Origin of the sequence: Massilia sp. Root351, assembly GCF_001425045.1 — a bacterium.
Taxonomy (GTDB): Bacteria; Pseudomonadota; Gammaproteobacteria; order Burkholderiales; family Burkholderiaceae_D; genus Rugamonas.
The window spans coordinates 135,330-147,539 of sequence record NZ_LMDJ01000002.1 but is presented as its reverse complement, the minus strand read 5'-3'; the positions used below and the strand labels follow the sequence as shown (position 1 = coordinate 147,539).

Sequence of the window (12,210 nt, the reverse complement as noted above, 5' to 3'; positions counted from 1 at the left end):
CGCAGGGGCGAATATTAACGTTATTTTCCGGCTTCGATGTTGACGGAGAGTGGCTCGGCGAGGCGCTGCGCAGCTTCCTTGACGTAACGCTCCCACGCTTCCGGCGTGGGGAAGTCGGCGCTCTTGCTCCAGCCCGCGCCCAGGTGGTAGACAAAGGGCTTGCCCGCCTGCGCCTTGCCAACCGCCAGGTACTGGCCCTCATGCGGCATGTGCCGCCCGTCCAGCAGCACCGCGCACGCCGCGCTGCCGTCCGCGCCGGCTGTTCCGTGAGGCGGTTCCCAATAGCTCATCCAGCCTTTGCCCTGGCTGTAGCGCCCCTCGCCTTCGCGCTGCGCAATGCCGACACCGATCTCCAGGCCGGCCTTGGGCGCGCCCCGCACGGCGAAGCGGCTCTCCACGCGACTGAAATTGGTGCCCGCGTCGATCGACACGCGGCGCAGCTCGGACACCTGGCGCCCGCCCGCGTCCCACTGCTCGTAGGTCAGCTCGAAGACGGCGCGCAGCGGGCCGTCCGCCAGCACCTTCCACTTGCTGAAGTTGGACGACGCGGGATGCAGCCGGCCGCCGTCGAACACGGCCAGTCCGCCGCAGCCGAGCGCCTTGCCCACCTTGTAGAAATCCATGCCCTCGCCCCGGTCCGTGTGGTAGTCGCCGCTGGCGTACCATTTGTCCATCACCAGCGCGCGGGTGCGCTTGGACCACACGTCCACGCCGGCGCTGACCAGCATCTCCTTCGGATCGCGCATGATGGCCGGGCCGTAGACGCGGTGCGCGGTGCGGTCGTTCTCCCATGCGAAATCGTCCAGCCGCTCCGGCACGAAGCGGGCATGGGCCTTGGCGTCCACCGGCGGCACGGCCGGCAGCGCGGCGCGCGGCAGCACGTGGTAGCGCCGCGTTTCTCCCGGCGCCAGCGTGGCCTGGAACAGCACGCCCTGCTCCACGCGCTGGCTGGGCACGATGCGCGAGGTGGCTGCGTCCAGCAGCGCTATCTCACCCGTGGCGTGGGCCGCACCCGTGGCACCCGCCATGCCTGCCGCCAGCGGCGCCTCCACCGATTCGTCCGCCCGGTGCAGGCTGCCGCCGTTGCGCACCACGACCACGCTGGACCGCGCGCCTTCCAGCAGCCGCATGCGGTAAATCTCGCTGCCCGCCATCAGGAAGGCGCCCACGCCATAGACGTCGGTGGAGTTGGGATCGTAGGATTTCGGATCCGCGCCGATGGGCTGCACGTGGGTCAGTTTGCCGTCCGCGTTGACGTTGGCCACCAGCGCGTCCCAGGCCTTGCCCGCCGCCGGGCCGAAGCGCGCGCGGTCCAGTATGCCCTGGTTGACGCCGTAGGCCAGCGCATAAGTGTACAAGCCGGTGCCGCTGCTTTCCTGCAAAGGGTAGCTGGCCGGGTCGAGCAGGCTGGCGCGCCAGGTGCCGTCGGCCTGCTGCAGCGTCAACAGCTTGGCGGCCATCTCGCTGAACTGCTGCACGAAGCGCGGGCGGGACGGATGGTTCGCGGGCAGATATTGCAGCATGCGCACCAGGCCGCCCATCACCCAGCCGTTGCCGCGCCCCCAGAACACCTTGCGGCCATTGGCTTCGCGCTTGCTGAAGTAGCGGCTATCGCGGTAGTACAGGTGCTCCTCCTGGTCGTACAGATAGTCCGATGTGAGCCACCAGTTCTTCACCGCAAAATCGAGATAGCGCTGGTCGCCGGTGGCCGCGTACAGGCGCGCCCAGGCCGGCGGCCCCATGAACAGCGCGTCGCACCACGCCCAGCGGTGCAGCACGCCCGGCGTTTCCCAATACAGGCTGCCGTCGCGCGGGTTCTCCAGCATGAAGTCGAACTGGGCGCGCATGGGCGCAATCATCTTCGGCTCGCGCGTCTGCAGATACAGCTCGGCGTATGTCTGGCCGAGGGCGTAGTCATCCGCGTGATACATACTGGGGCCCAGCTTCCAGCGGTTGCGCTCGCCCACAGCGAGCATGGCGTCGCGGTAGCGGCGTTCGCCGGAGATGCCGGCCAGCGCCATCATGCCCGCATCGCCAACCGCCTGCGTCCAGTCATCCTCCGGATAGCTGCTGGGATGGGCCAGCTGCCAGTCCGCTACGCGCTGCATCACGCCGAGCACGGCGGCCGCGCCGGCGTGGCTGGATACCGCGCGCGCGGCAGTTGCAGGTTCGGCGCGCAGCGCTGCCGCCGGCGCCGCCAGCAAAGCCAGGCATAGGGCCGCGTGCAGCCGGCGTTGCCGCAGGACTGGGGGTGCTGTCTGTGTCATCAATACTCCTTGTTTGCAGGGACGGAAAATGCGATGTGTTAACGTTACCTAAGCATTTCGGCAAATGCAATTCAATTCGTGCTTCCGCGCGCAAGAAATCTGTCGTTTTTCGCGCAAGCATATGAAATTTTCTTGTGATCAAAAAAATTTGCTGGTATCGTTATCACATCAACACAGCATTGTCCGCTGTGTTTTTTAGGACGCCGAGTGGTAACGTTCGCATAAATAAGAGACGCCAGCCGCACTGCAACTGGCAAGCACATGTTAAATTTCGACCGAGGAGAGTACATGAACACGAACAAACAGCATTCAGCCGCCGGATTCGCAGTGCGGCCTGTCGTAGCGGCGGTCGCGCTGGCCATGGCCAGCCTGGCGCACGCACAGCAAGCGGCGCCGGCAGCCAAAGACGAAGTGCAACTGGAGAAAGTGGTCGTCACCGCCAACAAGCGCGCCCAGAACCTGCAAGACGTGCCGATGGCGATCACCGTACTGAACGACGCCGTCCTGCAGCGCAATAACGTGAAAGACTTCGACGACCTGCCCGCCCTGTCGCCCGCCCTGAGCGTTTCCTACAGTACCCAGCCGGGCAACTTCAGCATCAATATGCGCGGCATCGGCACCTACTCGCTGGGCATCGGCGTGGAGTCGGACGTCTCGGTCATCATCGACGACGTGCCGTATGCGATGCAGGCCAACGCCTTCAAGGACCTGGCCGACGTGCACCGCATCGAAGTACTGAAAGGCCCCCAGAGCACGCTGTTCGGCAAAAGCTCGATTGCCGGCGCGGTCAATATCAGCACCAAGCCGATCGACAGCATCTGGAAGACCAAGACCTCCACCTTGCTCACCAGCGACGGCGAATGGCGTGCCGGCGCCTCGGTCTCGGGCGCCCTGAGCGACACCGTGCGCATGCGCCTGGCGGGAGGCAAGACCAGCTTCGGCGGCATGGTGAAAAACCTCTACGACGGCGGCAAGCTGAACGGCTCACGCGACACCAATCTGTCCGGCAAGCTGGAATGGACCCCGGACGACAACTGGACCGTGGTGTTCTCGCCACGCGCCAGCAAATTCACCAAGGCATGCTGCGTCCAGCCGCTCAACTCCATGTCCAACATGGCCGGCGCCGTGTACAACCTGAACAACGGCACCACCTACGCGGCCGGCAACTATATGCCAGCGTCGCAGGTACTGAAAGGCATCGTACCGGGCCCGGACAATGTCTCGGTGCGCAACGACTACCCCGCAGGCGGCAAGGCGCGCGACGTGGGCGCCGGCCTGAAGGTCAGCTATGCCTTCGGCGACGACAGCGTGCTGGCCAGGCACACCCTGACCTCGGTGACCTCCTGGTCGCACTACGAGATGAACGACTACCAGGACGGCGACGGCACCGATAGCGACGTGCTGGGCAAGGCGCTGATCGGCAACAAGCCCATCGGCGTGAGCGGCGGCCTGTACCAGTTCGGCAAGTTCGACGTCAAGGCCAAGACGCAGGAACTGCGCCTGACCTCGCCCGATAAAAGCGCGGTGCGCTACGTGGCCGGCCTGTGGTACGGCAAGAACGAACTGGAACGCGAGCTGACCCGCGCTCCGGTCACCACCTACGTCACCGACTACGGCGCCACCGCCTACAACACCAACTACGCCATCTTCGGCCAGGGCAGCTTCGACCTGACGCCGAAGACCAGCGTGGTGGCGGGCCTGCGCTACAACAAGGAAGACACCGGCTACACCTTCAGCCGCTACAACCCGCCGCCCGCCACCAGCCGCGTGCTGACCGAATACTTCCGGGGCGACGACACCGAGCGCAAGACCACCGGCAAGCTGGGGCTGGAGCACCGCCTCGACCAGTCGGCCATGGCCTATGCGACCTACACCACCGGCCACAAGGGCAAGGCATATGACCTGACCAGCACCTTCAACGCCGCCATTGCCAAGACCCAGCCGGTCCCGGGCGAAGACGCCAAAAGCATCGAGGCGGGCGTGAAACTGAGCCTGCTGAACAACCGCATGTCGCTGGATTTGGCCGTGTTCCGCACCAACTTCACCGGCTTCCAGCAGTCGGCCGGCTTCACCGATGCCGACGGCATCTTCCGCACCACCCTGCACAGCATCGGCGGGCTGCGCACCAGCGGCTTCGAGTCCGACTTGAACTGGCGCGTGTCTCGCGAACTGCTGCTGAACGGCGCCTTTGCCTACACCAAGGCCATCGTGACCGAGTTCGAGAACGGGCCTTGCCACAGCGTGCTGAACGCCGCCGGCACCGGCACGGTCCCGGGCGGCAATTGCGCGGCCAATCCGAAGTACAACAACACCAATGTGGCCAACCTGGCGGGCGCCACCTTGCCCAACGCGCCGAAGTTCAAGCTGAACCTGGGCGGCCAGTATGACATCCTGACCGACCGCTCTTACAACGGTTTCATCACCACGGCCTTCCGCTGGCAGAGCCGCACGCAGTTCAACCTGAACCAGGACCCGATGACCGAGCAAGGCGGCTACGGCATCGTCAACCTGGGCGCCGGCATCAAGGACAAGAAGGATGGCTTCAAGCTGAGCTTCATGGTCAACAACCTGTTCAACAAGTCTTACGCCACCAGCCTGGCCAACAGCTGGGTGAACGGCACCTGGAGCGCCAAGGCGCCCAACGCCGTGGTGCCGGTCAACACCACCAACTGGACCCCGGCCCGCGACTACCAGCGCTACTTCTCGGTGCGCGCCGACATGCAGTTCTGATGCAACAATGATGTATCAGCCGCTGTAACAGTTTTTCTCTCCGGGAGGATTTCTCCCACTGGGCGTACCGGTCATCCGTGTACGCCCTTTTTTGATAGCGAGGAGACCGCCATGCCGCAACAACGCCGCCGCTTCCTGGGCCAGGCCCTGGCTGCAAGCCTGATGGGAACCATGCCGCCACTGCTGCGGCAGGCGCTGGCAGTGCCGGCGCACCGCGCCAGCGGCACGCTGCAGGACGTGCAGCACGTGGTCATCCTGATGCAGGAAAACCGCTCTTTCGACCATTACTTCGGCACCCTGCCCGGCGTGCGCGGCTTCGGCGAGCGCTTCACCATCCCGCTGCAAGACGGACGCACAGTCTGGCAGCAGCACAACGGCCGCCGCACGGTGATGCCCTACCACCTGGACCAGGAAGCCGGCAACGCCCAGTGCGCGCTGGACCTGCCGCACACCTGGCCGGACGCGCAAGCCGCCTGGAACGACGGCCGCATGGCCCACTGGCCGCGCGCCAAGACCGACGCCTCCATGGCCTACTACACGCGCCGGGAGCTGCCGTTCCAGTTCGCGCTGGCCGATGCCTTCACCTTGTGCGACGCCTACCACTGCTCGCTGCAGGGCGGCACCAATCCCAACCGCCTGTATCTGCTGACCGGCACCAACGACCCCGCCGGCGCCAGCGGCGGACCTGCCATCGACAACCGCATGGAAGGCCTGGGGCCGGCTGCGCAGGGCTTTACCTGGACCACCTACGCCGAGCGCCTGGAACAGGCCGGCGTGCGCTGGAAGGTGTACCAGGACATGGACGACAACTACGACTGCAATCTGCTGACCGTGTTCCGCAGCTTCCGCGAGGCGCACCTGAACCGTCCGCACCCGCTGGCCGACAAGGGGCTGAGCAGCACTTTGCGCAACGCCAGCTTGCAGGGCCTGAAGGACGACGTGCTGGCGGGACGCCTGCCGCAGGTGAGCTGGATCGTTCCGCCGCGCCTGTACTGCGAACATCCGGGGCCATCGACGCCGGTACAGGGCGGCGCGTATACCCAGATGGTGCTGGAGGCGCTGCTGGCCGATCCGGCAGTGTGGGGCAAGACCGTGTTGCTGCAAATGTACGACGAGAACGACGCCTTCTTCGACCATGCCCCGCCGCCCGCCGCGCCTGCGCTCCAGCGCGACGGCGGCCGCGCCGGAAAATCCACCGTGGACTACGCGGCCGAATGCCACTCGGACGGCCGGCTCTACGGCCTGGGACCGCGCGTGCCCATGCTGGTGATCTCGCCCTGGAGCAAGGGCGGCTGGGTCAATTCGCAGGTGTTCGACCACACCTCCGTCCTGCGCTTGCTGGAAGCGCGCTTCGGCGTGCACGAACCGAACATCAGCCCCTGGCGGCGCGCCGTGTGCGGCGACCTGACCAGCTGCTTCGACTTCCGCACGCCGGACGCGGCACCGCCGCCGCTGGAGCCGCGCGGCCAGGCCTGGGCCGACGCCTGGCGCCGCCAACAGCGCGCGCGCGGCGGCATCGAGGTGCCGCCTGAGGGCAGCCAGGACGCGCCGCGCCAGCCTGCGGGCGAGCGCCCATCGCGCGCCCTGCCCTACCGCCTGGAGCTGCGGTCCGAAACCGTTCCGGCGCAGCCACGCGCCGTGTCGCTGGAATTCATCAACAGCGGCGCGGCCGGTGCGGTATTCCATGTGTACGACAAGCTGCACCTGGAGCGCATCCCGCGCCGCTATACAGTGGAAGCGGGCAAATCGCTGTCGGACCTGTGGACGCCCGCACCGGGCGACTTGGGCAAGTATGATCTATGGGTGCTGGGGCCGAATGGCTTCCACCGCCACCTGCAGGGCAGCGTGGAGGCGGACACGCTGGCGATGACGCTGGAGGCCGCGCTGGAAACCGCAATGGGAACCGTGGCTGGCGGCCTGCGCCTGAGCTTGCGCAATGGCGGCGCGGCCCCGTGCGAGGTGGCGCTGCGCAAGCTTGCCTATGGCAGCGCGCCGGTGCCGCTGCGCACCCTAGAACCCGGCGAAAGCGCACGCATCCTGCTGCCGCTGGACGCACAGCGCTACTGGTACGACTACAGCGTGCAGTGCGGCGGCTGGATGAGACGTTTCGCGGGCCGTCTCGAGACCGGGCAACACGGCGTCAGTGATCCTGCGATGGGGACCTAAATCCCGCGCGCCGGAACAGCCGCAGCACGCCATACCACAGGCAGGCTCCGGCCAGCGCCACCAGGCCGGCGGCCAGGAACATCAGCCGGAAATCGCTGCCGCTCCAGTCGAGCGCGGCGCCCATCGCCAGCGTAAACACCATCGCCAGCAGCGCGGTGACGGAGGCCGAGAATGCCGCCAGCTCGGAGAAGCGCGCGCGCGGCAGCAAGGCCGGCAGCAACGCGGCGGTACCGGTCAGGAAAGCGCCCGCCAGCACGCCGTGCACCACGAACCAGATCAGGAAGGAGGTGCGCCCCACCACCAGCAGCCAGGCGCCCAGCATGCACAGCGCATACAGCGCCAGCGCGGCGAAGCCCACCCGCAACGGATGGACGCGGTCGGCCAGCCAGCCCAGCGGCAGCGCCAGCACGATGGAGATGCAATAGGTGAGCGCCACCGCATGGCCGAAACTGTTGCGGTCCACGCCGAACTGGCTGATGGCGTTGTAGCTGTTGATATTCACTGGCAGCAGGCTGGTGGTGGCCAGGCCCAGCGCGGCGAACAGCAGCACATAGAACCAGGGCGCTTCGCCGCCCGGCGCGCGCAAGCGGCCCAGTCCCGGCGGCGCCGCCAGCGCGCTGGGCGGCGGACAGTCCGGTTCGCGCACGAAGGCGCACAGCAGGGCGAAGCCGGCCAGGTAGACGGCGGCAATGGCCAGCATGACCTGGCGCGCAAACGACGGCAGGTCGTTGCCGAAGACGACATAGAAAAAGGCCGCGCCCACCGCCAGGCTGACAATGCGGAACAGGCCGAAGAAGCGCCCCAGCAAAGGCTTGGGCACGGTGTCGTTGACGAGGGCGATGAACAGGGCGTTGCCGGTGATGCTGAACAGCTCGAACAGCGCCCAGAACACCGCCATGCAGGCAATCACGGCTTCGCGGCGGAACGCGGGGCCGATGCCGAACCAGGCCATCAGCGCGTCGGCCAGCGCCTCGCTGTAGGCCAGCCCCACCAGGGAGCCGGACAGCAGTGGCGCGCCGCACAGCAGAAAGGGAATGCGCCGCCCCAGGCGGGTGCGGGTGCGATCGCTCCAGGCGCCCACCAAGGGACCGAACAGCAGCGACAGCAAGGCTGGCAAGGCGCCAAACATCACGTTGAGCAGCACGGGATTCCGGCTGAACTCGCGCAGCTGGGCTTTCACCACTTCCTGCACCGCGCGCTCCTTGAGCGACCATGCCAGGTCCCCCATCAGGAGAAAAAAACATAGCGGCAGCAGCGAGGCCAGGCCGGCGGCAAGCAGCAGCGGCGGCGCCTGCCGCAAAAGCACTTTCTGGCCCACTCCCCCTCCCCGCTGATGACTTGTAGCATGCTAGCCGATTTGGACACTCAGCGGTAGCAGCCAGGTGCGAAACTCAGCCCGAATTACACATCGGCACGCGGCACACAGTCAGGCGGCGGCATGACCGTGCTGCGGTGCTGCGCCGCCGCTCCAGTAGCTGCGCCAGCCGGCATTGACCCTGGCCAGCGCTTCCAGAAAATAATAGTCGCCCCACAGATTGGCCTCGTCCACGCCGCGCGCCTCGGGCCAGCTGTACACGCCATGCAACAGCAGGCCCCGCCCCGGTCCGGGCGGCGCAGCGTAGCCGGCGGCCAGGCCTTGCAGCATATGCAGCGCGCGCTCCCGGTAATGCTGGCCGCGCGCGCCCGGCGGCAGCTGCGCCGCCAGCTCCAGCAGGCCGCATACCGCAATCGCGGAGGCCGAGCTGTCGCGCTGCTCGCCGCCACGCCAGTCCAGCGCCAGATCCCACTGGCATACACCGTCGTCCGGCAGGCGCGCCAGCAGGTGGTCCGCCATGCGGCAGGCCGCCTCCAGCGCGCCCTGCCCCGGCGCGTGGCGGTGGTTCAGCGCCAGGCCATAGACGCCCCAGGCCTGGCCGCGCGCCCAGCAGGAATCGCTGCCGTGGCCCTGCACGGTGCTGATGCGCAGCGCGGCGCCGCTGTCCAGGTCAATATGGCAGCTGTGCGCGCTGGAGCCGTCCGGCCGCAGCAGCAGCGCCAGCGAGCGGGCCAGGTGCATGCGCGCCGCGTCGCCGTAGCGCGGCTCATGCGTCTGGGCAGTGGCCCAGTGCAGCAGGGGCAGGTTCATCAGCGTGTCGATGATGATGCGGCCCTGGTCGCGCTGGTCGGCGCGGTCGCCGATCCTGCCCCAGGCCTGGATCACGCCGGCCGCAGGCAGGAAGCGCTCGGCCAGCACCTGCGCCGCCTCCAGCGCCAGGGCGCGGTGGTGCTCTTCGCCGGTTACGCGGAACGCAGCCACCGAAGGCCCGTACAGGAAGCCCAGGTCGTGATGATCCAGGTCGGTGCGCTGTGCCACGCGGGCAGCGAAGCTGGCATGGTGGCTTTGTGCCCATTGCCGGAACACGCCGCGCCCGCACAACTCGTAGGCCAGCCAGCCCATGCCCGTCCAGAAGCCGGTGGTCCAGCCCACGTTGGCGCCGCGCGGGAAGCCGGGCGCCTGCCGCAGGCGGTACACGCCGTCCGTGGCGGTGTCGTCAGGGAAACCGGTGCCGAAGCGCAGCGCGTGGCGCTCCAGCTGATCCAGCGCCGCAGCCTGCGCGTCCCGGAACAGTTCGGCCTGCGTTGCGCGAATTTGAGGTATCGTTATCATATTCAGCTATAAAAAAGGCCCGGGCCGCTGGCCGCGGGCCGATCTTCAGGCCGCCCGCTTGCGCGCGCGGGGCTTGCTCCTGGCGGCAGGCGCTTCCGGTCCCGGCCCGGTCGAGGCGCGGATCAGGAATTCGCTGGGGAACTCAATCCGCTGGCGCCGGCCCGGCTGCGACTGGATGCGCCGCATCAGCTCCTGCACGGCCGCTTGCGCCATCGGCCCCACCGGATGGCGCAACGTGGTCAGCCCGGGCTGGGCCACCGAGGCGCCGGCCATGTCATCGAAACCGATCACCGACACGTCCTGCGGAATGCGCAGCTCTTTTTCGCGTAGCGCGCTCATGCAGCCCAGCGCCATGGCGTCGTTGGCGGCAAAGATCGCCGTCGGCGGTTCGGCCAGCGCCATCAGCGCGCGCCCCGCCTCCACGCCGGACGGCTCGTTGAAATCGCCCTGCGCAATCAGCTCCGGCTCGCAATCGATGCCGGCCTCCTGCAGCGCCGCCCGGTAGCCGCGCTCGCGCTCGTCGCTCTGGCCGGTGTAGCCGGTGCCGCGCACGAAGGCAATGCGACGGTGCCCCAGTTCGATCAGATGCGCCACCGCATCGCGCGCGCCGTTGACGTTATCGCCGCGCACCACCGGCAAGGTGGTCTCCTGCTTGCAGTAGTTGATCATGACGATGGGGCTGGTGCTCGCCTCCAGCGTGCGCAGATAATCGTCGCTCATGCGCGGCAGCACATAAATCAGGCCGTCCCACAAGCCGTGCAGCATCTGGCTCAGGCGCTTGCCCTTGCCGTCGCCCAGGTCGCCCAGCGAGTTGTAGATGAACATGTCCATCTCGTACTTGCGCACTTCCTCGCTGATGGCCGAGACGAAGCCGTTGACCACCGTGGACGCCAGATCGTTGACGACCACCCCGATCACATTGGTGCGGCCGCCCTTCATCATGCGCGCCAGCGCGTTGGGCGCGTAGCCCAGCTCTTGCGCGGCGGCCTGCACCTTGGCCCGGGTTTCGTCCGATGCATAGCCTTCGCCGCTCAGCGCGCGCGAAGCCGTCATCACTGACACACCCGCTTTTTTGGCCACATCGACCAGGGTTACCGTCGATTTCTTCATTGCTGTCCTTTGGCTACTGATAACGATATCGGGCTTTTGGCCTCGATGCAGGTTATTTTACCGGATTTGCGGAGAATTCCACAGCGCCGGGCAGCAGGACGGGCCGTTGCCCTTCAGTCGCCGCTATTTGCCGCGCCGCGCGCTTGCATGCGGTGCAGCTCGCTGCCCGCCATCAGGAAGGCGCCCACGCCGTACACGTCGGTGGAACCGGGATCGAAAGCCTTGGGGTCTTCGCCGATAGGCTGCACGTGGGTCAGCTTGCCGGCCGCATCCACATTGGCCACCAGCGCGTCCCAGGCTTTGGCCACCGCCGGCGCAAAGCGCGCACGGTCCAGCAAGCCTTGGTTGACGCCATAAGCCAGCGCATAGGTGTACAGGCCGGTGCCGCTGGTTTCCTGCAGCGGGTAGCTGGCCGGGTCCAGCAGGCTGGCGCGCCACATGCCGTCGCGCTGCTGCAGCGTGAGCAGCTTTTCCGACATTTCGGTGAACTGCTGCACGAAGCGCGCGCGCGAAGGATGGCCGGCCGGCACGTACTGCAGCATGCGTACCAGGCCGCCCATCACCCAGCCGTTGCCACGGCCCCAGAACATCTTGCGCCCATTGGCTTCGCGCTGTTTGAAGAAGCGGCTGTCGCGGTAGTACAGGTGTTCTTCCTTGTCGTACAGGTAATCCGAGGTGCGCCACCAGTTCGCTACCGCGAACTCCAGGTAACGGTGCTCGCCGGTGGCGGCCGCAAGGCGCGCCCAGGCCGGAGGCCCCATGAACAGCGAGTCGCACCAGGCCCAGCGGTGCAGCACGCCGGGCGTGATCCAGTTCAGGCTGCCTTCGCGCGGGTGCGCCAGCATGTAGTCGAACTGGGCGCGCATCGGCGCGATCATGTCCGGGTCGCGCAGCTGCAGGTACAGTTCCGCGTAGGTCTGGCCCACCGCGTAGTCGTCCGCGTGGTACATGCTCGGGCCCAGCTTCCATTCATTGCGCCGGCCCATGGACACCATGGCGTCGCGGTAACGGCTGTCGGCGGCGATGCCGGCCAGCGCCATCATGCCCGCGTCGCCAACCGCCTGGGTCCAATCATCCTCAGGGTAGGTACTGGGATGGGCCAGCTGCCAGTCCGCCACGCGCTGCATGACCGCCAGGGTGGCCGCAGGCGTCACGGCGCGTTCGGCCGCCGCGCCGGGCGCGCCGGCCAGCAGCGTCAGCGCCAAGGCGGCGCCCAGCAGCCGGACTGCGGACCAGGAGAGCAAAGTAGGTTTCATAGTGCGTCCTTTGTTAAGAATTGGGAAATTTCCT

Annotated in this window: 7 protein-coding genes; 2 read left to right on the top strand and 5 right to left on the bottom strand. The window is 67.1% G+C overall.

The features are described 5' to 3' along the window. Window positions 1-20: 20 nt before the first annotated feature. Window positions 21-2,267 carry a glycoside hydrolase family 88 protein gene (locus ASD15_RS05595; RefSeq protein WP_082551587.1) on the bottom strand — a complete coding sequence of 749 codons (2,247 nt, stop codon included), beginning with the start codon at window positions 2,265-2,267 and terminating at the stop codon, window positions 21-23. A 288-nt stretch (window positions 2,268-2,555) separates the two neighbouring features. Between ASD15_RS05595 and ASD15_RS05590 the strand changes: the two genes are divergently transcribed. After that, complete coding sequence (locus ASD15_RS05590) at window positions 2,556-4,997, top strand: TonB-dependent receptor (protein WP_057153825.1); 2,442 nt, start codon at window positions 2,556-2,558, stop codon at window positions 4,995-4,997. Window positions 4,998-5,108: 111 nt separating this feature from the next. Beyond that, window positions 5,109-7,163 (top strand): phosphocholine-specific phospholipase C, encoded by a 2,055-nt coding sequence (locus tag ASD15_RS05585; RefSeq protein WP_057153824.1) that lies wholly within the window; start codon window positions 5,109-5,111, stop codon window positions 7,161-7,163. Here ASD15_RS05585 and ASD15_RS05580 read toward each other — a convergent pair. The 4 genes from ASD15_RS05580 to ASD15_RS05565 form a co-directional block, all read right to left on the bottom strand. Beyond that, window positions 7,138-8,481, bottom strand: coding sequence for an MFS transporter (locus ASD15_RS05580; RefSeq protein WP_057153823.1), 1,344 nt, complete (start codon window positions 8,479-8,481; stop codon window positions 7,138-7,140). The two genes, ASD15_RS05585 and ASD15_RS05580, sit on opposite strands and share 26 nt — an antisense overlap. 108 nt (window positions 8,482-8,589) lie before the next feature. After that, a complete protein-coding gene (locus ASD15_RS05575; protein ID WP_057153822.1) occupies window positions 8,590-9,810 on the bottom strand; it encodes a glycoside hydrolase family 88 protein in 1,221 nt (406 codons plus the stop codon). 45 nt (window positions 9,811-9,855) lie between these two features. Then, window positions 9,856-10,920 (bottom strand): LacI family DNA-binding transcriptional regulator, encoded by a 1,065-nt coding sequence (locus ASD15_RS05570; RefSeq protein ID WP_057153821.1) that lies wholly within the window; start codon window positions 10,918-10,920, stop codon window positions 9,856-9,858. A 113-nt stretch (window positions 10,921-11,033) separates the two neighbouring features. Continuing rightward, window positions 11,034-12,176 carry a glycoside hydrolase family 105 protein gene (locus ASD15_RS05565; protein ID WP_162249880.1) on the bottom strand — a complete coding sequence of 381 codons (1,143 nt, stop codon included), beginning with the start codon at window positions 12,174-12,176 and terminating at the stop codon, window positions 11,034-11,036. Window positions 12,177-12,210: the final 34 nt, after the last annotated feature.

Coding starts and splice junctions, on each gene's coding strand:
- ASD15_RS05595 (WP_082551587.1), bottom strand. CDS start 2,267: ATGACACAGACAGCACCCCCAGTCCTGCGGCAACGCCGGCTGCACGCG.
- ASD15_RS05590 (WP_057153825.1), top strand. CDS start 2,556: ATGAACACGAACAAACAGCATTCAGCCGCCGGATTCGCAGTGCGGCCT.
- ASD15_RS05585 (WP_057153824.1), top strand. CDS start 5,109: ATGCCGCAACAACGCCGCCGCTTCCTGGGCCAGGCCCTGGCTGCAAGC.
- ASD15_RS05575 (WP_057153822.1), bottom strand. CDS start 9,810: ATGATAACGATACCTCAAATTCGCGCAACGCAGGCCGAACTGTTCCGG.
- ASD15_RS05570 (WP_057153821.1), bottom strand. CDS start 10,920: ATGAAGAAATCGACGGTAACCCTGGTCGATGTGGCCAAAAAAGCGGGT.
- ASD15_RS05565 (WP_162249880.1), bottom strand. CDS start 12,176: ATGAAACCTACTTTGCTCTCCTGGTCCGCAGTCCGGCTGCTGGGCGCC.